Source organism: Paraburkholderia sp. MM5384-R2, from assembly GCF_014201025.1.
Classification (GTDB): domain Bacteria; phylum Pseudomonadota; class Gammaproteobacteria; order Burkholderiales; family Burkholderiaceae; genus Paraburkholderia; species Paraburkholderia tuberum.
This window is the reverse complement of sequence record NZ_JACHDI010000001.1, coordinates 540688-561515: the sequence shown is the minus strand read 5'-3', so window position 1 is coordinate 561515 and position 20828 is coordinate 540688. Positions and strand designations below refer to the sequence as shown.

Annotated in this window: 21 protein-coding genes and 2 pseudogenes; 15 read left to right on the top strand and 8 right to left on the bottom strand. The window is 63.0% G+C overall.

Features of this window, described 5'->3' with window-relative positions; all coding sequences use genetic code 11:
* Nucleotides 1-81 precede the first annotated feature (81 nt).
* Nucleotides 82-327, top strand: a complete 246-nt coding sequence (locus HDG37_RS02725) for a hypothetical protein (RefSeq protein ID WP_184044071.1) — start codon at nt 82-84, stop codon at nt 325-327.
* Nucleotides 328-459: 132 nt separating this feature from the next.
* On the opposite strand, the gene HDG37_RS02720 is transcribed toward HDG37_RS02725, so the two are convergent.
* Entirely contained in the window at nt 460-861 is a 402-nt protein-coding gene (locus tag HDG37_RS02720; RefSeq protein ID WP_184044069.1) for a DUF6566 family protein, read from the bottom strand.
* 224 nt (nt 862-1085) lie between these two features.
* On the opposite strand from HDG37_RS02720, the gene HDG37_RS02715 reads away from it, so the two are divergent.
* From HDG37_RS02715 to HDG37_RS02705, 3 genes are all read left to right on the top strand, one after another.
* Nucleotides 1086-1460 carry a phage holin family protein gene (locus tag HDG37_RS02715; protein ID WP_184044067.1) on the top strand — a complete coding sequence of 125 codons (375 nt, stop codon included), beginning with the start codon at nt 1086-1088 and terminating at the stop codon, nt 1458-1460.
* Complete coding sequence (locus HDG37_RS02710) at nt 1457-1759, top strand: hypothetical protein (protein ID WP_260332717.1); 303 nt, start codon at nt 1457-1459, stop codon at nt 1757-1759. Before HDG37_RS02715 ends, HDG37_RS02710 begins: the two co-directional genes overlap by 4 nt.
* Before the next feature lie 144 nt (nt 1760-1903).
* The gene (locus tag HDG37_RS02705) at nt 1904-2092 is read left to right on the top strand and encodes a hypothetical protein (RefSeq protein WP_090805701.1); all 189 of its coding nucleotides are present in this window, start codon (nt 1904-1906) and stop codon (nt 2090-2092) included.
* 230 nt (nt 2093-2322) lie between these two features.
* Here the strand turns inward: HDG37_RS02705 and HDG37_RS02700 are convergent, their stop codons facing one another.
* Nucleotides 2323-2625: a DUF4148 domain-containing protein gene (locus tag HDG37_RS02700; protein WP_184044065.1), complete on the bottom strand. Its 303-nt coding sequence runs from the start codon at nt 2623-2625 to the stop codon at nt 2323-2325.
* Nucleotides 2626-2917: 292 nt separating this feature from the next.
* Nucleotides 2918-3274, bottom strand: a pseudogene (locus HDG37_RS02695) (SDR family oxidoreductase); the annotation flags it as partial.
* Between HDG37_RS02695 and HDG37_RS02690 the strand changes: the two are divergent.
* Both HDG37_RS02690 and HDG37_RS02685 read left to right on the top strand, forming a co-directional pair.
* Entirely contained in the window at nt 3261-3434 is a 174-nt protein-coding gene (locus HDG37_RS02690; protein WP_409259882.1) for a hypothetical protein, read from the top strand. The pseudogene HDG37_RS02695 and the gene HDG37_RS02690 sit on opposite strands and share 14 nt — an antisense overlap.
* Nucleotides 3435-3540: 106 nt before the next feature.
* Nucleotides 3541-3969, top strand: a complete 429-nt coding sequence (locus HDG37_RS02685) for a YciI family protein (protein WP_184044063.1) — start codon at nt 3541-3543, stop codon at nt 3967-3969.
* 156 nt (nt 3970-4125) lie between these two features.
* On the opposite strand, the gene HDG37_RS02680 is transcribed toward HDG37_RS02685, so the two are convergent.
* Entirely contained in the window at nt 4126-4857 is a 732-nt protein-coding gene (locus HDG37_RS02680) for a heme-binding protein (RefSeq protein ID WP_184044061.1), read from the bottom strand.
* A gap of 312 nt (nt 4858-5169) precedes the next feature.
* On the opposite strand from HDG37_RS02680, the pseudogene HDG37_RS38975 reads away from it, so the two are divergent.
* The 9 genes and pseudogenes from HDG37_RS38975 to HDG37_RS02640 all read left to right on the top strand — a co-directional run.
* Nucleotides 5170-5301: pseudogene (locus HDG37_RS38975) on the top strand (tautomerase); the annotation flags it as partial.
* A gap of 133 nt (nt 5302-5434) precedes the next feature.
* Nucleotides 5435-6367: a hypothetical protein gene (locus HDG37_RS02675; protein WP_184044059.1), complete on the top strand. Its 933-nt coding sequence runs from the start codon at nt 5435-5437 to the stop codon at nt 6365-6367.
* A gap of 183 nt (nt 6368-6550) precedes the next feature.
* Nucleotides 6551-6979 carry a nuclear transport factor 2 family protein gene (locus HDG37_RS02670; protein ID WP_184044057.1) on the top strand — a complete coding sequence of 143 codons (429 nt, stop codon included), beginning with the start codon at nt 6551-6553 and terminating at the stop codon, nt 6977-6979.
* 93 nt (nt 6980-7072) lie between these two features.
* The gene (locus tag HDG37_RS02665) at nt 7073-7474 is read left to right on the top strand and encodes a GFA family protein (protein ID WP_184044055.1); all 402 of its coding nucleotides are present in this window, start codon (nt 7073-7075) and stop codon (nt 7472-7474) included.
* Nucleotides 7475-7917: 443 nt separating this feature from the next.
* Nucleotides 7918-9039, top strand: coding sequence for an AI-2E family transporter (locus tag HDG37_RS02660; RefSeq protein ID WP_184044053.1), 1122 nt, complete (start codon nt 7918-7920; stop codon nt 9037-9039).
* Between the two features lie 29 nt (nt 9040-9068).
* Complete coding sequence (locus HDG37_RS02655) at nt 9069-10610, top strand: TolC family protein (protein WP_184044486.1); 1542 nt, start codon at nt 9069-9071, stop codon at nt 10608-10610.
* Nucleotides 10607-11743 (top strand): HlyD family secretion protein, encoded by a 1137-nt coding sequence (locus HDG37_RS02650; RefSeq protein WP_184044051.1) that lies wholly within the window; start codon nt 10607-10609, stop codon nt 11741-11743. Before HDG37_RS02655 ends, HDG37_RS02650 begins: the two co-directional genes overlap by 4 nt.
* 7 nt (nt 11744-11750) lie before the next feature.
* The gene (locus tag HDG37_RS02645; RefSeq protein ID WP_184044049.1) at nt 11751-12764 is read left to right on the top strand and encodes a DUF2955 domain-containing protein; all 1014 of its coding nucleotides are present in this window, start codon (nt 11751-11753) and stop codon (nt 12762-12764) included.
* A 52-nt stretch (nt 12765-12816) separates the two neighbouring features.
* Complete coding sequence (locus tag HDG37_RS02640; protein ID WP_184044047.1) at nt 12817-13122, top strand: potassium channel family protein; 306 nt, start codon at nt 12817-12819, stop codon at nt 13120-13122.
* 39 nt (nt 13123-13161) lie between these two features.
* Here the strand turns inward: HDG37_RS02640 and HDG37_RS02635 are convergent, their stop codons facing one another.
* The 4 genes from HDG37_RS02635 to HDG37_RS02620 all read right to left on the bottom strand — a co-directional run bounded on the left by HDG37_RS02635 (nt 13162) and on the right by HDG37_RS02620 (nt 20757).
* Nucleotides 13162-13629: an SgcJ/EcaC family oxidoreductase gene (locus tag HDG37_RS02635; RefSeq protein ID WP_184044045.1), complete on the bottom strand. Its 468-nt coding sequence runs from the start codon at nt 13627-13629 to the stop codon at nt 13162-13164.
* A 116-nt stretch (nt 13630-13745) separates the two neighbouring features.
* The gene (gene glgX / locus HDG37_RS02630) at nt 13746-15815 is read right to left on the bottom strand and encodes a glycogen debranching protein GlgX (protein WP_184044484.1); all 2070 of its coding nucleotides are present in this window, start codon (nt 15813-15815) and stop codon (nt 13746-13748) included.
* A gap of 16 nt (nt 15816-15831) precedes the next feature.
* Nucleotides 15832-18327 carry a glycogen/starch/alpha-glucan phosphorylase gene (locus HDG37_RS02625; protein ID WP_184044043.1) on the bottom strand — a complete coding sequence of 832 codons (2496 nt, stop codon included), beginning with the start codon at nt 18325-18327 and terminating at the stop codon, nt 15832-15834.
* 33 nt (nt 18328-18360) lie between these two features.
* Nucleotides 18361-20757, bottom strand: coding sequence for a phosphoketolase (locus HDG37_RS02620; RefSeq protein ID WP_184044041.1), 2397 nt, complete (start codon nt 20755-20757; stop codon nt 18361-18363).
* Nucleotides 20758-20828 lie beyond the last annotated feature (71 nt).

Here is a 20828-nt window from a genome sequence, read left to right as displayed (position 1 = left end):
GCCGCAGTCGCGGCGCGATTGCATTGGAGGTGGCGCGCGCGTTGCTCGTAGCGATAGATCTTCGAGCAAAAAGGAGTGGTGATGGAAACGCCGTCGAAGCGACTGTCGGACACACAGGTGCAGGTTGCCAGCAAGATCTACGGATTTCGTTCGTCACAGGAGGCGGACCGTTTCGTGCAATGTCTGCGCGACGGCGACGCGAGCCGCTGCGTCGCGGACGTTCCGCCCGAGACAGCAGCCGATGCCTATCCCGCCGGAACCCGCACAGGGCCGGGCGCGGGCATGACGATCGGGCCGCCGCCGGGCGGGCTCGATAGCGACGAGTAACGCGTTTGCGCCGGATCGCCGGCGCGGGCACGGTTCTAACGCCTCGGCGATCAGAAAGACAATCTCGACCCGGGCAATCCGTCGAACCTGCAATCACGACATTTGCGACATGCGCGTATTGCGACGCGCGCGTCAGCGCACCGGCCCCAGCGACGCCGACAGAGGTGCGGAGCCGCCGCCCAGCGTCCGGTCGATCAGATAGCGGCCCTGTTCGACGCCGGCGCGCAACGCTTCCGCCTCGGTGAGCCATTCCGGCGTCACGGGCTCCACGTTGGCCAGATTGGCGGGTATCTCCAGCGGCCGGCCCTCGCGGGAAATCGACACGTCGGCGATCCAGGCGCCCCGCGAGTTCCGATGCGCGGTCACCGTGATCAGCGCGCCGCGGTGCGCGTCATGCATCGCGTGGTGGGAGCCGGGCTCGGCGTGCGCGGCCGGCATCGCGCGTCCGTCCGCGCTAGCCATATCGGAGCCGGTCTCGCCGATGCTTGCGCCGGCGGTGCGGTCAGTGTGATCGGTTGGGGGGAGCGGGGTCATGCTGTCCTCGGCGAGCGAATGATCTGCCTGATTCGAGCAAGCGCTGTGCCGACAGGGCGAACGCGTGCAGGAATCCGTCCATGAACGGGCCCGCGGCGTGCAATCGCTCAGCGCGGGCCCGGCTCTTGCGCTGCGTTCAACGCTGGCGTCGCTTCGCTCTGTCGGTCGAGAGGCGAAGTCTTTGCTGATGGCGTCCGCCGCAAATGAATCGTAAGGAGGACGGAATGTCGATCCATGCGAAGGTCACGAAGTGGCGCAACGCCGGGCGATTCTGCGTCGAACGTGTAACCGACTATAGCGAACTGTTCGCGCTGGAAGTCGAGGAGACGCGAAAGCGTCTGGTGCGCGAGTTGAGCGCACTCATGGCGTTGGCAGTCGCGGGCCTGTTCACGCTGTCCTTCATTTGCATCGCGATCATCGCCACCGCGTGGCAGACGCCTTACTTCCTTGCGGTGGTCTGGGGCGTGGCCGCCGCGTGGCTGCTCGTGTGCATCGTGTCCTTGCTCGTCTTGCGGGCGCAGAAACCGGCGCAATCGCTTCACGTGCTCAAGGCCGAGATTCACTCCGATCTCGACGCTCTCAGGGAGTCGCTCAAATGAGTCAGCCACATCACGCAAATGAGCTTGCCCGGGTCACCATTCTGGAACGCATGGAGGCATCGCGAGCCGCATTGGTCGCGGCGAACCAGACTGCCGCGTTGCCGGCGGTGCGGGCAGCCTCGCGCTCCTCCGCCGGCAATGTGCTCGCGTCGCTCGCCGAGGCGCCGCATGTTGCGCTGCTTCTCGCGCTGGTGATCGGCGGCATCGTGCTTGGGCCGCGCCGCACGCTGTCGATCGCGGGCCGTTCCGGTCTTGCGGCGTGGCTCGCCCGCAACGTGCGGCGGTCGATCGCGCAGTGACGCCCTGAGCGAATGCAGCGATCGGACCAGGCAAAGCAGAATCGCCTTTTCCTCGCTTCCGTTTCAACCATCGACTCAGCGAACCATGTGCAACCCTACCAGCCTGCTAGACTGGAAGTTCCCCTGCAAGCCATGGAGGGAGATATGACGACCGTCTACGTCGTAAAGACCGGCGAAAAGTTCCTCTGCACCGCAGAGGACGGCGATATCGGCATGGCACCGGAGATTAAGGAAGCCACGTCCTTTCGCTCGTATGAGGAAGCGAATAAAGTCGCGAACGAGCACGCCGACCCCGGATACGAAATCCTGACCATCGACGTTAAGAAACGCTGACGAGGTGTTAGCTGTTCGCGCTAGGCGCTCAGCGAAACAAGGCAGGCAATTCAACAGGCGCCATGCAATATGGCGCTCGACCGGGTGCGTCCGAAATCGCGTCGTCATGACGGCTTCGGGCATTCAGGCGGCGGCCGAAACCACTCTGCAAGCGCGCATAGCACGACACTCCACGCCGTCCCCGGCGGGGACGGCATGTCTGCATCGTCGAACTGGTCAGACGGGCAGGCTTACGATCCGCCAAAGAACACCGGCTTCATCCCACTCGTGCTGGCCGGATTACCCATCTGCTGCGTACCGCTGGTCGCAGGGCCGTAGCCGCTGCTCTGGCCTGCGGCAGTGGCGTTGGTGGTCGGCATGTTGGTAGGAAAGTCGACGGTATTCGCATTGGCCGGATTGAAGCCGGCTTGCGCGAGCTGAGCGATTTCTGCCTGCACTTGCGCGTGCGTCAGCGCCCCGTCCGACTGCGCCAGCGATGCAACTGACACAGCCATGACCGCGACCGCGCAAGCTGTGTGGACTAACGTCTTCATGATGGCCCGCCTCCTTGTTGGTTACTCCGGCTGACTCGCGCTTTGCTTTTCGCGGTTCAACTGATCAAAGATTAGGTGAGGAACCGTACAGTGGTCGTTTATTTTTCATGGTAGGGGGTTCGTCCATCAGCCGACGCTGGTCGACGCTCGCGCCCGAACGCTCCGATGTCGGCCGCGCATCCGGGACCGTACCTCCGGACACGAGCCGACATCATCGAAGCGTGGGTCAAGCAGCCGTTCGCGGGTCGCCGTCGAACATCCGCATTCCCGCGGGTGCCGTCGTCAAGAAAGCTCAGGTGCGCGTAATCGAAGCCCCACCGTCCACCAACGAAGCGGTACCCGTCACGAAGGACGAATCGTCGGAAGCAAGGTAGAGCGCCGAGCGGGCAATCTCTTCCGGCTTTGCGACCCGCTTGAGCGCGTGCAGCCCGGTCACGAACGTCTGCGATTCGGCCGTATCGTTCATACCGCGATACATCTCGGTGTCCACCGCGCCCGGGAGGATCGCGTTGACGCGCACGCCTTGCGGGCCGTATTCAGCCGCGAGCGCTTGCGTCAGTCCGATCAGCCCGGCTTTGCTCGCGGCATAGGCGGCGGTCCCCGGGAAGGCGAACGAGTAGCCGACGAACGTCGACGTGAAGATGATCGCCACCTTGAAGTTTTTCGAATGGGCGTTGAGTCATGGTGGGCCGACGGTCGACGCGCTGGATTACATAGCGCTTCCGGAGCCGGTCGTGACGAAGATCCGCGCACAATGGCCCGCCGATACAGGCGAAAAGTCGGTGCACAAAGCGTTCGCAGTGCCGTGACCAGCAATCGTGTCTGGCGCGTGTCGATTTCCCCTATGATCATTCGTCGTAGTCACTGGAGGCGCCGTTGCCTCCAGACACTTTCGTCTTCTAAGGGAAAACCCAAATGCGCGTCATGGTCATCATCAAGGCAACCCCCGAATCGGAAGCCGGGCAAATGCCGAGTACCGAACTCCTCACGGCGATGGGGCAGTACAACGAGCAATTGGTCAAGGCCGGCATCATGCAGGGCGGCGACGGGTTGAAGCCGAGTTCGGCCGGCGCTCGCGTGAGATTCTCAGGGAGGGACCGCACCGTCATTGACGGCCCGTTTGCGGAAACCAAGGAATTGATCGCCGGGTACTGGCTCTGGCAGGTTCAATCGATGGACGAAGCGATTGAATGGGTAAAGCGCTGCCCGAATCCGATGGTCAGTGATTCAGAGATCGAGATTCGCCCGTTCTTTGAGCCTGCGGACTTTGGCGAAGCTTTTACGCCCGAGCTTCAAGACGAGGAAAATCGTCTGCGCAGGCAAATTGACGGGCAGATGCGCTGACGATTTTCACCGCATCAGTCTGCGGGTACGAACACAATCCAGATCCGACTGTCCGGGACGCTACGCGGGCTTCCGATACATTGTCCGGAAGCCCGATGCCACGGGTCGATGATTGCCGTCGTCAGTGGGTGTCGCCGGCCAACCGTTCGAAGCCGGTCAGTGCGAAGGTATCTGCTCGATCTTATCGGCGCTCAGGTCGCTCGGGAAGCAATGAGGATGCTCAAAGCCCATCGGAGATCCGCTCGTTGAATAGACGATGTTATCCGTGTTGTTCGGGCCTTGGCCGGCGGGTACGGTGCCGAGCCCCGCGAGCTTGCGCATGCGATAGGCGATCGCATGATCGGCGCAGGCGCTATCGCCGCTCACGCCCAATCCTCCGATGACTTTCCCTCCTGCATAAAGCGCGACGCCGCCGCCGAAGGTAATGACGCCGCCAAGCGTGTGTCCGATGCCGCTGCCCTGTTCGAGGAAGCGCGCGTCAAAAGGATTCGAATTATTCAGGCCGTAAAGGGAGCCGCCCGGCTGGGCGGCCGCATAGAGATTTGCCGTCGATAGGGCGAGTGCGTCGTTGCTGAAACCGTTCGCGGTATAAGCCTTCGCGATTGCAATGGCCCGGCTACCGGGCCAGGCGTCGCCGGTCACGATCACTGAACACAGATGCCCCTGCCGATCGACAATGGCCGCCCACATCCGGTTAGGCTTGAAGATCCCGCCGTTCGCATCGGGCAGGTTCACGACCGTACGCAACTGCTTTTCCACCAATGCGACCGTACCTTGAGGTAGCGTGCATCGGGCTTGTGGGACATCATCATCGCCAGAGGCACGACTTTCGTGCGAAAAGGACGCAATACAAAACGCTGCGACAGCGACGGTAAGCATCTTACGCATGACGATTCTCCTGACGATCGATTTGACAACAGGCACGCTGTGGGCGAGAACGCGAACAAACAAGAAGGACAGCCAATGAAATAAACAACTCATCGCTGTTCAATGTCGGTGGCGAGTTCCCGGCAGCGAACGTACCTCGTTGATCCGGGACTTCGTGTAAATAGTGAAGACCATTATGAAAGGGCTATTGGCCAAAACAGAGTGCCCGTCAGCCATGCCTGCCTGGCGTTCGACACTGCTACGGTTTTGATCGATTGGATGGCGCGGCATATAGTTGGCGCGTGCGCAACACTCTCATCGGAGATCGGCGCAATACCTTATCTACAGCTTGATGTAAACGATCACTACTCTGTCGAGAGCAAAAGACTGCTCGCGGCGAAAATGAGTGAGACCTATGCTCGGATGATGTCGGTGCACGTCAGGCGAATCAGCGTAGGCGAGCGATGAGGGTCCAGGTTCCGCGGCCTGTATTTGCGCATGGCCGTGTGACGTCGGCGATATGCGGGAACCACGAGGGGCGCCAGGATCGGATCCGCCTGCGTTGCGCCACAACCTGAGCCAAAGTAGGAGGAGGTCCATGAGCAGGCTTGCAACATACCTGGCAGGTAATCGGCGGACGCGACCGTGGTGGATTGTCTTGATCACGACGGTGTTCTGTTTCTTATGCCAGAGCGTCGTCGCGCAAGCGGACGACGGCGCCGCTCGCCTGCACGCGAAATATCAAAGTCTGACGCAGCAACTCGCGCACAACCAGTTTCAGCGACCGCTGTACCTCGAATCGCAGGAGTTGCCGTCGGCGCTCAAGGGCGATATTTACGGGGTGCTCAACTATCCTTTCGCGGTGGTCAGCGGCGCGCTCAACGACCCGACTCAGGGCCCGGCCAACTGGTGCGACGTGCTGATCCTGCATCTGAACACCAAATACTGCCACGCGTCGACCAGCGACAGCGGTACGATCCTCACCGTGAACATCGGCAAGAAAACCGAGGAATCGCTTTCGTCGTCGTACCGCGTGCAATTCAACTTTCGTGCGGTAGCGAGCACCCCTGATTATTTTCGCGTCGAGCTCACTGCCGCCACGGGTCCGCTGAGCACGAAAGACTACCGTATCGTGCTGGAAGCGATACCGGTGGGCGATAACCGCACCTTTATTCACCTGACCTACGCGTACGGATATGGCACGGCGGGACGGTTTGCCATGAAAACCTACCTGGCGACGATCGGCAGCAACAAGGTCGGCTTTTCCGCTACGCCCGATTCGTCGACGAGCGAGCCGCAATACATCGGCGGCGTGCGCGGCCTGGTCGAACGCAATACGATGCGCTACTACCTCGCCATCGATGCCTATCTTGACGCGCTTTCCAGCCCGCCCAACGCCCGCCTCGACAAACGCCTCGCTGACTGGTTCGATGCCACCGAGCAGTATCCGCGGCAATTGCACGAGGTCAGCCGCGCCGACTATATGCAAATGAAGCACGACGAGTATCAACGTCAGCAGATCGCCCAGTGATCCGCGCAGCGGGTGGGGATCTGATCAATGCAACGCAATATCGTGTTGAAGGTTTTTTCGGGGGGATGTCGATCCGATGGTGCGTCGATCGTCGTTACCTGGTAAGACAATTGGTCAGGAACCTTGGATCTGCCGTTTTGCGCCAAGTCTGGCCGCCATCGTCATCCGACCTGGGAGCACCCTGTGAACCGACTCGACAATCCGATCCTGCAAGTCCTGGAGGGCTACAAAGCCGCGGTATTGGCAAAAGACGTGGATGCGTTCGTTGCGCTATACGACCGCGACGCGGTGGTCTTCGACATGTGGGGGACATGGTCGTACAACGGCATCGCATCGTGGCGCGCGATGGTGGAGGGCTGGTTCGGTTCGCTGGGTACGGAACGTGTGATAGTCGATTTCAGCGCGGCGCAAACGATCGTCGCCGCGGACCTCGCCGTCGTTCACGCCTTCGCGACATATAAAGCCGTCGACGCCGACGGATCGGAACTGCGCTCCATGGACAATCGCCTGACCATGACGCTGAGGCAGCAGGCCGACGGATGGAAAATTGTCCACCAGCACACCTCCTCTCCGATCGAGGTCGGCACGGCGCAGGTAATTTTCAGGCGCTAGCGGTCTGGCGGTTCGACATCGCGCGTGGGCTCGCGAATAATCACGGCTGCGTGACTTTCCAATTTGCGACGTACCTTCTGTTTAAAAGCAGCCATGAAACCATTGCTTGCCGGCCGATGCCTTTGCGGTGCCGTCCACTACTCGGTGAAGGACGAATTCGTCTATGCGTTGAACTGCCACTGTTCAAACTGCCGGCGCGCGACCGGCTCGGCGTTCAAACCCTTCGCGGGAATCGAGCGCGACAAGCTGCGCATCACTCGGGGCGAAGACAGCCTGTTGATTTTCGGCGATGAACGAGCGGCGCATGATGTGCGCTGCAAAATATGTGGAAGCCTGATTTTCTCAGTGGTTCGTCAGGGGCAGTACGTTCACGTCACGCTGGGAACACTCACAGACTCGCCCGCCATGTCTCCCACTGCCCACATTTTCGTGGGTTCAAAGGCACCGTGGTATTCGATCACCGACCAATTGCCGCAACACGACGAATTCGGGTGAGTCTCTTTCCTATCGCAACATCGACTCGAAAGGCGCCATACCAGCCGCCGCCGTGCGACAGCACGATCAGCGGCAGGTGATGGCCTGCTATCGGCGCGCCGGCCGCGACGGTCTGGGTCGCCCAAGGCGTGCGGCGTGGCCGGCGCATCGGTGGGATACCAGATTCCGGCAGTGAGCGGCGGCTCGGCGGGCTGAGCTCCGGACGGCTCGAGGTCTATGAGACCAAAGTCCAATTGAATATTTCAGGCGCGGGTTCAATAGTAGTGAAACGCCGCGTTCTGTCGACGACAAAGCCGGCGCGATCCTCTTCCTAAAATGCCGGAATTGCGGGCAGGCCTTGGTATTGGCGTCAAGAACGTTCCAGTGGGTTTGAGTTTTCGCGATTGCAGGCCTATCACGGTGTCGCCGCCGAATCGCGACGCGACCTGGCGGGAGAACAACTTATGCTGCTCACACCGATTCCCCAACGGACTCCGTCCCGAGAGATGCTCGACGTCCTGATCCGCGCCGGACTCATCACGGTCCTGGCCGTATTCTGTTTTCGGATCTTCGCGCCGTTTCTTAACCTGATGGCCTGGTCGGTGATTCTTGCGATCACGCTCTATCCGCTGCAGGTCCTGCTTCGCTCCATGCTCGGCGGCAAGGATGGCCTGATCGCCACGCTGATCGTCCTTGTCGCGCTTGTCGTGATTCTGGTGCCAACGTATGCGCTGGGTCTCGCGGTAGCCGATTCGGTCGAGAAATCGATAGCGATTGCCAGGAGCGGTAGCTTCCGGATTCCGCCTCCCGCGGACTCGGTGGCGAGTTGGCCGCTGGTCGGCCAGCGTGTGTACGACTTCTGGCAACAGGCATCGACGGACCTGACCGGTCTTGCGCATAAATTCGCCCCGCAGTTGAAGGAGGCCGGGCTCGCTGTGCTTGCAACGGTGACGGGTCTCGGTGCCGGCCTGGTGATTTTTTTCGTCGCGCTGATCGTCGCAGGCATCCTGATGGCCCACGGTGAGAAGGGCTATCACAGCGCGGTGCAGATCGCCTCGCGCATCTCGGGCCCCGAGAACGGCGCTCAGATCGCCGACTTGTGTACCGCGACGATTCGCGCGGTGGCCCAGGGGGTGGTGGGCATCGCGTTTATCCAGATGCTGCTGATCGGCATCGGCTTCGTCGTGAAGGGGATACCCGGCGCGGGGTTGCTCGCGCTGGCCGTGCTGCTGCTCGGCATCATGCAATTGCCGGCCACGCTGATCACCATTCCGGTGATCGCCTTCGTGATCGTCACGGACGGCGTGAACACCGCAAACATCATCTTCTCGGTTTACGTGTTCGTCGCGGGCCTCGCCGACAACGTGCTCAAGCCATTGATGCTGGGCCGTGGCGTCGCGGTGCCGATGCCGGTCGTGCTGATCGGAGCGCTCGGCGGCATGGTGACGGGAGGCGTCATCGGGCTATTCGTTGGGCCCGTGATGCTGGCCGTCGGTTATCAGCTGTTCTGGCGCTGGGTCCGAGACCAGCCTAAACCCAGGCAACCCACGCAACCCACGCAGACCCACGAACAGAAGCAGACCTGAAGCTCGAGGATGGCTCCGTGTCACCGTTGATGCGTCCGTACGGGATCGCAGTGCTTTTCGGGGCGGCGGTTGGCCTGAGCGGATGCATGCGGGTGGGCCCGGACTTCAAGCCGCAGCATGAAGCGTGGAGCGAGCACTGGAGTAGCGAATCGATCACGCGGGTCACGCAACCGGGTGCACAGCCCGATGTGCGCCAGTGGTGGCTGATCTTCGGCGATAGGAATCTCGAACGTCTGATCGCCGAAGCCGACGCGAACAACGGCGACCTGAAGATCGCCGGACTGCGCGTGCTCGAGGCGCGCGCACAGCTCGGCATCGCGCTCGCGGGACGCTATCCGCAGGTGCAGCAGGCGAGTGCCGATGTACTGGCTTCGGCGCGCAAGCGCTCGGATGGTTCCAATCCGCGCTCGGGCGCCTTCGTGCAGTACGGCGCGGGCTTCAGCATCGGCTGGGAACTCGATTTCTGGGGGCGTTTCAGCCGCGCGATCGAATCGGCCGACGCCGCGTTCTTCGCCGCGCAAGCCAACCGCGACGATGCGCTGGTTCTGTTGCACGCGCAGGTCGCGGATACGTATTTCACGCTGCGGGTCGCGCAGGCGCGGCTACGCATCGCTCGTGAGAACGCCCAGTTGCAAAAACGCAGCTACGACATCGCTCAAAAGCTCTTCAAGGCTGGCGAATCCGATGAACTCGACTTCCAGCAGGCGAAGACGCAGTACCTTGGGACGCTGAGCAGCATCCCCGATCTCGAAAGCCAGATCGTGCTTGCGCGTCATGCGCTGTCGGTGCTGATCGGGCGAGCGCCGGGTCCGCTGCCGGAACTCGACGTGCAGGCGGGCAAGGAAGGCGTGGTGCCGCTGGTGGATCATGCGGTGCTGCAGGACGTGCCGGCCGATCTGCTGTTGCGCCGCCCTGACGTTCGCGCGGCCGAGTATCAGATGGCTTCGCAGTCGGCGCTCATCGGCGTGGCAAAAGCGGATCTGTACCCGTCGGTATCGCTGCTCGGCACGCTGACGTGGACCGCCAGTTCGCTCGCGGGCGCACCGAGCACACTGCTCTTTGCCGCGGGCCCGAGCGTGACGTGGAACGTGTTCGATTACGGCAGGATCACGAACAACGTGCGCGTCCAGGACGCACGGCTGCAAGAGTTGACGCTCGCTTATCAGAACACGGTGCGCGAGGCGGCGCGCGAGGCCGACGATGCCGCGACGGCGCTGCTCGCCGCCTTGCAGCGCGACACCATTCTGAATGACGCGCAGGGCGCGGCGCGGCGCTCGCTGACGCTGGCCAATACGATCTATCGGGAAGGGTATTCGGACTTCCAGCGGGTCCTCGATGCGCAGCGCGCGCTGTTCGCGCAGCAGGACGCGTACGTGGTCAATCGCAGCAATGCGCTCGGCAGTGTGATCGCGCTTTACAAGGCGCTCGGAGGCGGCTGGGAAACCGAACAGCCGCTCATCGACGCGGCGACGCGCGCGCAGATGCGGCAACGCACCGATTGGGGCGACCTGCTCGACCAAACGGCGCCGTCTTCCGGTACGCCGGGGCAAGCCGAAGGGGCGTCACGATGAGCGATACCCAGGATACCCGCGAGCCTCGAACCGCCGCCCCGCCGAAGTCGTCGACGCCTGCCGCCGACCCTTCGGGCAGGGCGGTCAAATGGGTCGTCTGTCTGATCGTGCTGAGCCTGATCTGGTATCTGCTCGCCGACCGTTTCACGCCGTATACGCAGCAGGCGCGGATTCAGGCCTATGTCGTGCCCGTCGCCGCCGAGGTGTCGGGACGCGTGACGCGGGTGTTCGTCCATAACAACCAGGATGTCAACGCGGGGGACGTGCTGTTCGAAGTCGATAGCGAGCCCTACCGCATTGCCGCTGACCGCGCGCGCGCCGATCTGGAGTCCACGCGCCGGCAGCTCGGTGCCAGCACGGCCGGTATCGAGTCGGCACTCGCGGCGTTGCGGGCCGCCATCGCGAACGAGGTCAAGGCGCGCCAGGACAGCGATCGTCTCGAGCGGCTCTATCGTGAAGACGAGGGCACCGTCTCCCTGCGACGCCTCGAGGTCGCGCGGGCGACGCATGAACAGGCGCTAAGCCAGGTCGACGGGGCCCGTGCCGAAGTCGAGCGGGCGCGGGAGCAGCAGGGCGGAAGCGAGGCGGAGAATGCGCAGTTGCGCAGCGCCGCTGGCGCGCTGGAGAAGGCCGAACTCGATCTCGCCAACGCGCGGATCAGAGCCCGCTCGAGCGGCGTCGTGACCGATCTGCGCACGGAAGTCGGTCAGTTCGCCGCGGCGGGCAATCCGGTCATGACGCTGATCGCGATCCGCGACGTGTGGGTCAGCGCCGACATGACGGAGAACAATCTGGGCCATCTCAAACCCGGCACGCGCGTCGAGATCGCCTTGGACGTGCTGCCCGGCGAAGTGTTCGGCGGGCGGGTTCGCAGTATCGGCTATGGCGTGAGCGTGGGGCAGAGCACGCCGGCGGGCAGCCTGCCCACCGTGCAGAATAGCCGCGACTGGCTGCGTCCCGCGCAGCGCTTCCCGGTAATCGTCGAATTCGACGACAGCGAGCGCGCGCGTCTGCGCGATCTGCGGGTGGGCGGGCAGGCCGAAGTGATGGCGTTTCCGACCCAGGGCAATCCGCTCAATCCGCTGGGACACGCGTTCATCCGGCTGATGAGCTGGCTTTCCTACGTCTATTGAGAAGCCCATGCAGCCCGTGATCCGGCGCCTCGGTTATCGCGCGATACGTGTGGCCATCGGAACGGCGATCGCTCTTGCCGTCAGCTTTGGACTCGATTTCCCGATACCCGTCGTCGCGCCGGTATTCACGGTTTTTCTACTGGCCACGCAGAATCGCCCGCTATCGTTGAAGGCCGGCGTGATTCTTTCGCTGGTCGTGGCGTCGACCACCGGCAGCGGCCTGCTCCTCGTTCCGTTGCTTCGTCACTATGCGTTGGCCGGCGTCATGATCGTCGGCCTCATGCTGTTCTTCGCGTTTCGTTACGGGCTGCGTGGCGGCAACAATCTCGTCGCGACTTTTCTGGTCGCGGGACTGACGATGATTTCCGCCGCGGGCACGGCCGACTTCGAACTGGCCCTGACGGTCGTCGGCGCGCTGGCGAAGGGACTTCTGCTTGCCGTGCTGGCGTCGACGCTGGCGCACAGATTTTTTCCTGAAAGCATGGGCGCGCGAGAACAGCCCGCCGCGGCAGCGATGGCGGAAGACGAGGCGGCCTATGTCGCGCTGCGTGCCGTGCTCGTCGTCATGCCGGCCTATCTGCTCGCGATGACCGACCCGGCGAACTACATGCCGATCATCATGAAGTCCGTCAGCCTCGGCAGACAAACCTGCACGACCTCGGCCCGCGGCGCGGCACGCGATCTGATCGGCTCGACGCTGCTCGGCGGTCTGCTCGCCATCGCGTTCTGGTTTGCGCTGAGGCTGTTCGTGCATCTGTGGATGTTCTTTCTGTGGATGCTGTTGTTCGGCCTGCTGGTGGGACGCAAGCTGTACGGCCTGCAACCCACGCGTTGTTCGCCGGGCTTCTGGCTGAACAGTCTCGTGACGATGATCATTCTGCTCGGGCAATCGGTGCAGGACAGCGTGGCGGGCAAGGATGTCTACACCGCGTTTGCCGTGCGAATGGGGCTCTTTCTGGCCGTAACGGCCTATGCGTATTTGATGCTTCTGCTTTTCGAGCAGCACCGCCGTGCGGAGTGAGGCGGCGCGGCATGCTGCAAAGCCGATCCGGTGATCGCAACAGGAGCGTGCAATGGGAAATGCGACAGGCGATGGCGCGGTCCGTCCTCGGGCTGGTGAGATCCTGAAGGAAATGGCGATAACCCTGTGGTATCTGAGAGCGATTCTGATCGGTCTGCTTCTACTGTTCGTCCTGCTGACGTTTGGCATGGACTATTGGGGCGCGCCCGTCGAGACAGCGAACCGGACACCGTCGCTGCTGGGTGAAACCGTGTACTTCTGCGCGATCACGGCGCTCACCATCGGGTACGGCGATGTCGTGCCCACTTCGGCGTTCGGCCGGCTCGACGCCGCATGCATTCAGGTCATTCGTGAATGAGGTTCAAGTCCCAGCCTGACTTTTTCTAAACCACATCGGCTAATTGCCTTCCGGCATTTTCGACGAATGATGGCTGGTAATCAGCCACTTGTGCCCATTCCACGCGTAGGTGAACGTATAGCGCGCCTTGACGACCGAGCCGTCCGCGAACTTGAAAGTGTAGAGCCCCGAGTCGATCGCCGTGTTGCATTCGATCATGATGTCGCGGAAGTCGATCGTGCCGACCGGTTTGTTTTCGAGGAAGTGTTTGAAATAGTCGAGCTTTTCGTCGGCGGTCAAACGCGGCTTGTTCGAGACGGTCGGCAGCAGGATCGAGTTCGGCGCGTAGTTCGCCACGACCTTCTGCGGGTCGCCGGTTTTCAGCGAGTCGTTCCAGCGATCGAACAGTGCGGAAATCCGCTTTTCGGAGGTGGGATGGCAGGCTTCGGACCTCGCGAATGCGCTGCCATGGGCCACGACCGCAACCATCGCAAAGACGACGGACGGCCCGTCTACGCTGATTCTCATGATGCCCTCCGCGATCGTTGCCGGTGGATGGTTCCGCCAGTAAATCGAAACTGCGCACGGCATATCCGCCACAGCATCGACGTTAGAGGACAAGAACCCGGGTCATTTGCGTCGGTTCAACTCGCTTCTTCCAGAACCACGACGCTGCGCGCCTCCACGCGCGACTGATCGCTTTCGATAGCGGCCTGTTGCGCCGCTTGCACGATGTCATGCGGACTGTCGCGCGCGGTATCGACGAGACGCCGCCAGCGCCGCCCGTTGGGCGCGGGCAACTGGACCGTGCGGGCGCAATCGTCCATGTTGAACACCGCGTGCAGTGCCGGCTCGCCAGGCTCTTCGCCGCCCAGCGTGACGGCCAGAAGCCGCGCGCCTGGATCGTGCCAGCCCGGCTCGTTCAGGCGCTCGCCGTGCCATGCCGCATCCGGCCGCGTCTGCCCCGGCGGGGGCCGGCCGGTCAGGAAATGCCGCCGCCGCAAACTTGCGTGGCGCTTGCGCAGCGCGATCAGTTCGCGCACGAAGCGCGACATGGCCGAGCCGGCTTCAGTGGGTGTCCAGTCGAACCAGCTGAGCGTGTTGTCCTGACAATAGGCGTTGTTGTTGCCGCGCTGGCTGCGCAGCACCTCGTCGCCGGCGAGCGTCATCGGTACACCCAGACTCAGGAACAGGATGGCCATCACGTTGCGCGCCTGGCGGTGTCGCAGACCGAGAATCCCGGCGTCGCCGGTCCCGCCCTCGGCGCCACAGTTCCACGACAGGTTGTCGGAGCTGCCGTCGCGATTCTCGTCGCCGTTGGCTTCGTTGTGCTTCGCTTCGTAGCTGACGAGATCGATCAGCGTGAAACCGTCGTGGCACGTCACGAAGTTGATGCTGTTGTTGGGCAGCCTGCCGTCGTCCGCGTAGAGGTCCGAGCTGCCCGCGATGCAGGTCGCGATCGCCCCGATGAGCCCCGGGTCGCCGCGCACGAAACGGCGAATCACGTCCCGATAGCGGCCGTTCCACTCGGCCCATGCCATGCCGGGAAAGGCGCCGACCTGATACATGCCGGCGGCGTCCCACGCCTCCGCGATCAATGGCACGCGCGACAGCACACGCGAAGACTCGATCGCCCAGGGCAGCGGTGGATCGACCATCAGCTCGCCGCGCTGGTCGCGCGCGAAGACACTCGCCAGATCGAACCGGAAGCCATCGACGCCGAGTTCTTCCACCCAGTATTCGAGGCAGCGCACGATGAACGTCGTCACCAGTGGATGGTTGCAATTGATCGTGTTGCCGCAGCCGGTGTAGTCCCGGTAGCGGCGCCGGTCGGCCGCGTCGAGGTGGTAGAAGATATCGTTGGCGAGGCCCTTGAAGTTGATGACGGGGCCCGTCTCGCCCGCTTCGGCCGTATGGTTGAACACGACGTCGAGCAGCACGGCGATGCCCGCGGCGTGCATGGCGTCGGTCAGCTCGCGAAACTCCTGGGGCGCGCGCGCGGGATCGCGGCAGTAGCGAGGATGCGGGCTGTAATAGCTATGCGTGCTGTAACCCCAGTAGTTGCTCAGGCCGAGGGCCGCCGTGGCGGGCGGAACGTCCTGTTCGTCGAAGGCCATCACCGGCAGCAGCTCGACGTGGGTCACGCCAAGCTGCGTCAGGTACGGAATCTTTTCGCTCAGGCCGGCGAAGGTACCGGGATGCTGCACGCCGCTCGACGGATCACGTGTAAAGCCGCCGACATGCAGCTCGTAGATGATCGCGTCGTCGAGTCCGCGCGGGATACGCCCAGGGGACGAGGGCAGGGGTTCCGTTACGATCGCGCGGTGGGTTTTGTGCCCGTCGGGATTCGGCTGGCCGACTGGAGGCCGCGTCCACAGCACGTCGCTGACCGCGCGGGCATACGGGTCGAGGAGTTCGCGGTCGGGGTCGAATGCGTGGCCGCTAGAGCGCGTATCGCGCGGACCGTCCGCCCGCCACGTGTAGTAGGTGCCGAACGGCAGCGCTTCGACCATCACATGCCAGTAGTAGAAGGTGCGGTTGCAAGCGGCGGCGAGCGTGATGATCTGGAACGGCTCGGGGCTGTCAGCCGCGTCGTACAGCAACAGCTCGACGCGCGTCGCGTGACGGCAGAAGATGCAGAAATTGATGCCGCCGGGCACAGCCGACGCGCCCACGGGAAACCGCGACCCGGAGCGAACCGCATGAGCACGCACCGATCCCGTTTCAGCGTCATTGATCAAGGGTGATCCTCATCGGGCGGATCTTCCAGATCTTGTCGCAGTATTCGCCGATGGCGCGGTCGGAAGAGAACTTGCCCGAGCGCGCGGTGTTCAGGATCGACATCCGGGTCCAGCGCCGCGTGTCCTGCCAGGCGGCACTCACGTCGTCCTGACGCGCCACGTAGGCGGCGTAGTCGGCGAGCACGAGAAACGGGTCCGCGTGTGTCAGATTGTCGATCAGCGGGCGGAACATCTCGCGGTCTCCTCGCGAGAAATGACCGTCGGCGATCAGTTGCAGCACTTCGCTCAGTTCCGCGTCGTCCTTCACATAGTCCGCGGGGCGATAACCCGCGCGCTTCACACGTTCCACTTCGTCGGCGGTCAGGCCAAACAGGAAGAAGTTTTCGTCGCCGACCTCTTCGCGGATTTCGACGTTGGCGCCGTCGAGCGTGCCGATCGTCAACGCGCCGTTCATCATGAACTTCATGTTGCCGGTGCCCGATGCTTCCTTGCCGGCCGTCGAAATCTGCTCGGACAGGTCGGCGGCAGGGTAGATGAAGTGCGCGTTCTTCACATTGAAGTCCGGATAGAACACGACTTTCAGCCGCCCGTTCACCACCGGGTCGTTATTCACGACTTCGGCGATGCCGTTGATCAAACGGATGATCAGCTTGGCCGTCGCGTAGCCGGGCGCCGCCTTGCCGCCGAATACGAAACAGCGCGGTGTCAGCGCGAGCTGCGGATCACGCAGCAGGCGCCGGTACAGCGTGACGATCAGCAACGCGTTCAGATGTTGCCGCTTGTATTCGTGGATGCGCTTGACCTGCACGTCGAACAGCGCGGCAGTGTCGACGCCGATGCCCGTGACGCTCCGGATATGCTCGGCGAGCACGGCCTTATTCGACTGCTTCACGCTGCGCCAATGCTGCTGAAACGTGGCGTCGTCGGCATAGGCTTCGAGCTTGCGCAGTCGCGCGAGATCAGTGACCCAGCCAGCGCCGATGGTCTCGTCGAGCAGCCGCGCGAGCGCCGGATTGCAAAGCAGCATGAAACGGCGCGGCGTGACGCCGTTTGTGACGTTGTGAAAGCGCTCGGGCCACAATTCGGCGAAGTCCCGCAGCACGGTCTGCTTGAGCAGCCCGGAATGCAGTTCGGCGACGCCGTTGATCGCGTGGCTGCCGACCGTCGCCAGATGCGCCATGCGCACGAGCTTGTCACCGCGCTCGTCGATCAGCGACATGCGTTCGATGCGCGCGTCGTCGCCCGGATAGCGCTGCCGGACCTCGTCGAGGAAGCGGCGGTTGATCTCGTAGATGATTTCGAGCAGGCGCGGCAGCAGGTCGCGCATCAGCGGCAGCCCCCAGGTTTCAAGCGCTTCGGGCAGCAGGGTGTGATTGGTGTACGCGAGCGCGCGCCGCGTGATGTCCCAGGCCTCGTCCCACGGCACCTGCCTGTCGTCCACCAGCAGACGCATCAGCTCGGCGACGGCGATCGACGGGTGGGTGTCGTTCAACTGCACGTTGAACAACTGCGCGAAGTGTCCGACCGGTTCGCCCCTGATTTCGAGCAGGCGCAGCATGTCCTGCAGCGAGCACGACACGAAGAAGTATTGCTGCGCGAGACGCAGGCGCTTGCCGATCTCGGGTTCGTCGTTCGGATACAGCACCTTCGACAGCGTCTCGGAGATGACCTTTTCGTTGACGGCCTCGTAATAGTCGCCGGCATTGAAGTCCTGCAGGTCGAACGACTCGACTGCCTCGCTCTTCCACAGCCGCAAGGTGTTGCACGTGTTGACGTGATAGCCGGGCATCGGCGTGTCGCAAGCCACGCCCTTGACCTGCCGTGTGGGTGTCCAGCGCACGCACAGGTGCCCGCGTGCATCGGTTTCGTTGTGGGTGCTGCCGCCAAACCCCACGTAGTACGCAACCTCCGGGCGCACGATCTCCCATGGATGGCCCTTTTGCAGCCACTTGTCGGTGGTTTCGACCTGCCAGCCGTCGCGAATCTGCTGGTCGAAGATGCCGAACTCGTAGCGGATGCCATAGCCGATGGCCGGTATTTCCAAACTTGCGAGCGAATCCAGATAGCAGGCCGCGAGGCGGCCAAGCCCGCCATTGCCGAGCCCCGGCTCTTCCTCGAGTTCGAGCAGCATGTCGAGGTCGACGCCGAGCGCGCGCAGCGCTTCGCGTGCGTTGGCCTCGATGCCGAGATTGACGAGGTTGTTGCCGAGTTGCGGGCCGATCAGGAACTCGGCGGACAGGTAGCAGGCGACCCGCACATCGCTTCCGGCGTAGGTCTGTACGGAGGTTGCCCAGCGGGCCAGCAGCCGGTCGCGCACGCTATACGCGAGCGCCATGTACCAGTCATGCGGGGAAGCGATCGCCGGATAGCGGCCCCGCAGGCACAGCAGATTGTCGAGCACGCCGCGTTGGAGCGCGGCGGCGCTCAGGCCGGTGCGCGCTGCATCCGCGCTTTGCTGCGAGGTCGTGGTGGGAGCGTCGGCCATGATGCTTTCCTCGGTGCATGCTGCGCGTGACGTTCAGAAGGGCCAGACCCAGTCGGCGACCTCGGCGCGATCCGTGCCATGCGTGTGCGCATAGTTCAGGTTGCTGACGATCGCGTTCCTCATGTCTTCCCTGAGATGCGTGGATCTGCCCTGCAAGCGCGGCACGCGGTCGAGCACGTCGATCACCAGATTGAAGCGGTCCACCTGATTGAGAATCGCCAGTTCGAGCGGCGTGTTGATGTTGCCTTTCTCCTTGTAGCCTCGCACGTGCAGATTCTCGTGATTGCGAAAGCGATAGGCGAGCTTGTGGATCAGCCACGGGTAACCGTGGAAATTGAAGATCACCGGCTTGTTGGTCGTAAACAGGCTGTCGAATTCGCGTTCGGTCGAGCCGTGCGGGTGCTCGCTCGCCGGCTGCATCCTGAACAGGTCGACCACGTTGACGAAACGCAGCTTCAGTTCGGGCAGACGTTCGCGCAGGATCGCCGTCGCCGCCAGCGCTTCCTGGGTGGCGACGTCGCCGCACGAGGCCATCACCACGTCCGGTTCGGCGTCCTCGTCGTTGCTCGCGCGCCGCCACACGCCGATGCCTTTGGCGCAGTGCACGACGGCTTCGTCGATGGTGGTGAATTGCAGGTGTTTCTGCTTGTCGGCGACGATCACGTTGATGCAGTCGGTGGTGCGCAGACAGTGGTCGACGACCACCAGCAGCGTGTTCGCGTCGGGCGGCAGATAGACGCGCGTGACCGAGGGGCTCTTGTTGGTGACGAGATCGATGAAGCCGGGGTCCTGATGCGAAAAGCCGTTGTGATCCTGCCGCCACACGGTCGACGACAGCAGAATGTTTTCCGCCGACACCCACGCGCGCCATGGCACGTGATTGCGGCTGATGTCGAGCCACTTCGCGTGCTGGTTGAACATCGAATCCACCACGTGCGCAAACGCTTCGTAGGTATGGAAGAAGCCGTGGCGGCCCGTCAGCAGATAGCCTTCGAGCCATCCCATCAGCGTATGTTCGGACAGCATCTCCATCACGCGGCCGTCGCGCGCCAGTTCGCCGCCGTCCTCGTCCTCGGGGAGCATCTCGGCCATCCACACCTTCTTGCTGACCTCGTAGATCGACTGCAGACGGTTCGAGGCCGTTTCGTCCGGGCCGAACACGCGGAAGGTGTTCATGTTCGCGCGCATCGTGTCGCGCAGAAATTCGCCGAGTGGCCGCGTGTTCTCCTGCAGCACCTTGCCCGCGTGCTGAACATCCACCGCGTACGCGCGGATGTCGGGCAGCTTCAGTTCGCGGCGCAGCACGCCGCCGTTCGCGTGCGGATTGGCGCTCATGCGGCGCGGGCCTTCGGGCGACAGCGCCTTGAGTTCGGGGATCAGCCGGCCCTCGGCATCGAAAAGTTCGGCGGGCCGGTAGCTGCGCATCCATTCTTCGAGCACTTCGAGATTCGCGGAGTTGTTGCGCACATCGGAAAAAGGCACCTGATGCGAGCGCCACGAGCCTTCGACCTTGTGCCCGTTGATCTGCTTCGGTCCGCTCCAGCCCTTGGGCGTGCGCAGCACGATCATCGGCCAGAGCGGCCGCTCGAGATTGCCGTTCGCGCGCGCCTGCTGATGGATTGCGCGAATTTCGCCGAGCACGGTATCGAGCGTGTGCGCCATCTTCCGATGCATTTCCGCGTGATCCGATCCTTCGACGAAATGCGGGGTGTAGCCGTAGCCGACGAAGAGCGCTTCCAGTTCTCTGCTGCTGATGCGCGACAGGATGGTCGGATTGGCGATCTTGTAGCCGTTCAGATTCAGGATCGGCAGCACGGTGCCGTCGCGGGCCGGGTTGATGAATTTATTCGAATGCCACGCGGTGGCGAGCGGCCCGGTCTCCGCTTCTCCATCGCCGACCACGCAGGCCACGATGAGGTCCGGGTTGTCGAGCACGGCGCCATACGCATGCGACAGGCTGTAGCCGAGCTCGCCGCCCTCATGGATGGACCCGGGCGTCTCCGGCGTCACATGCGAACCGATATGGCCGGGAAACGAGAACTGCTTGAAGAACTTCTGCATGCCCTCGGCATCCGCGCTCTTGTCCGGATAGATCTCCGAGTAGGTGCCTTCCAGATAGGTGGGGCCGAGCACGCCCGGTGCGCCGTGTCCGGGACCGGCCATGAAGACGACGTCGAGATCGTCGCGTTTGATCACGCGGTTCAGATGCGCCCAGACGAACGATAACGCCGGGCTCGCGCCCCAGTGTCCGAGCAGGCGATACTTGACGTGTTCGACTTTCAGCGGCTCCCGTAGCAGCGGGTTGTCCAGCAGATAGATCATGCCGACCGAAAGATAATTGCATGCGCGCCACCACGCATCGATCAGCTGAAGTTCGTCGCTGCCGAGCGCGGTCTGCTGCGAAGCGTCCGCCGCGGGATGTTTGCCCATACCGACGTCTCCTGTGCTTGCAGCCGCAACCCGAGGGTGTGGATCGTGTCGGGCCCGCTGCGCAGGCGCTT

What these genes read in the sequence shown, in the direction of transcription:
- HDG37_RS02725 (WP_184044071.1), top strand. Translation starts at nt 82, where the DNA reads ATGGAAACGCCGTCGAAGCGACTGTCGGACACACAGGTGCAGGTTGCC.
- HDG37_RS02720 (WP_184044069.1), bottom strand. Translation starts at nt 861, where the DNA reads ATGACCCCGCTCCCCCCAACCGATCACACTGACCGCACCGCCGGCGCA.
- HDG37_RS02715 (WP_184044067.1), top strand. Translation starts at nt 1,086, where the DNA reads ATGTCGATCCATGCGAAGGTCACGAAGTGGCGCAACGCCGGGCGATTC.
- HDG37_RS02710 (WP_260332717.1), top strand. Translation starts at nt 1,457, where the DNA reads ATGAGTCAGCCACATCACGCAAATGAGCTTGCCCGGGTCACCATTCTG.
- HDG37_RS02705 (WP_090805701.1), top strand. Translation starts at nt 1,904, where the DNA reads ATGACGACCGTCTACGTCGTAAAGACCGGCGAAAAGTTCCTCTGCACC.
- HDG37_RS02700 (WP_184044065.1), bottom strand. Translation starts at nt 2,625, where the DNA reads ATGAAGACGTTAGTCCACACAGCTTGCGCGGTCGCGGTCATGGCTGTG.
- HDG37_RS02685 (WP_184044063.1), top strand. Translation starts at nt 3,541, where the DNA reads ATGCGCGTCATGGTCATCATCAAGGCAACCCCCGAATCGGAAGCCGGG.
- HDG37_RS02680 (WP_184044061.1), bottom strand. Translation starts at nt 4,857, where the DNA reads ATGCGTAAGATGCTTACCGTCGCTGTCGCAGCGTTTTGTATTGCGTCC.
- HDG37_RS02675 (WP_184044059.1), top strand. Translation starts at nt 5,435, where the DNA reads ATGAGCAGGCTTGCAACATACCTGGCAGGTAATCGGCGGACGCGACCG.
- HDG37_RS02665 (WP_184044055.1), top strand. Translation starts at nt 7,073, where the DNA reads ATGAAACCATTGCTTGCCGGCCGATGCCTTTGCGGTGCCGTCCACTAC.
- HDG37_RS02660 (WP_184044053.1), top strand. Translation starts at nt 7,918, where the DNA reads ATGCTGCTCACACCGATTCCCCAACGGACTCCGTCCCGAGAGATGCTC.
- HDG37_RS02655 (WP_184044486.1), top strand. Translation starts at nt 9,069, where the DNA reads ATGCGTCCGTACGGGATCGCAGTGCTTTTCGGGGCGGCGGTTGGCCTG.
- HDG37_RS02650 (WP_184044051.1), top strand. Translation starts at nt 10,607, where the DNA reads ATGAGCGATACCCAGGATACCCGCGAGCCTCGAACCGCCGCCCCGCCG.
- HDG37_RS02645 (WP_184044049.1), top strand. Translation starts at nt 11,751, where the DNA reads ATGCAGCCCGTGATCCGGCGCCTCGGTTATCGCGCGATACGTGTGGCC.
- HDG37_RS02640 (WP_184044047.1), top strand. Translation starts at nt 12,817, where the DNA reads ATGGGAAATGCGACAGGCGATGGCGCGGTCCGTCCTCGGGCTGGTGAG.
- HDG37_RS02635 (WP_184044045.1), bottom strand. Translation starts at nt 13,629, where the DNA reads ATGAGAATCAGCGTAGACGGGCCGTCCGTCGTCTTTGCGATGGTTGCG.
- HDG37_RS02625 (WP_184044043.1), bottom strand. Translation starts at nt 18,327, where the DNA reads ATGGCCGACGCTCCCACCACGACCTCGCAGCAAAGCGCGGATGCAGCG.
- HDG37_RS02620 (WP_184044041.1), bottom strand. Translation starts at nt 20,757, where the DNA reads ATGGGCAAACATCCCGCGGCGGACGCTTCGCAGCAGACCGCGCTCGGC.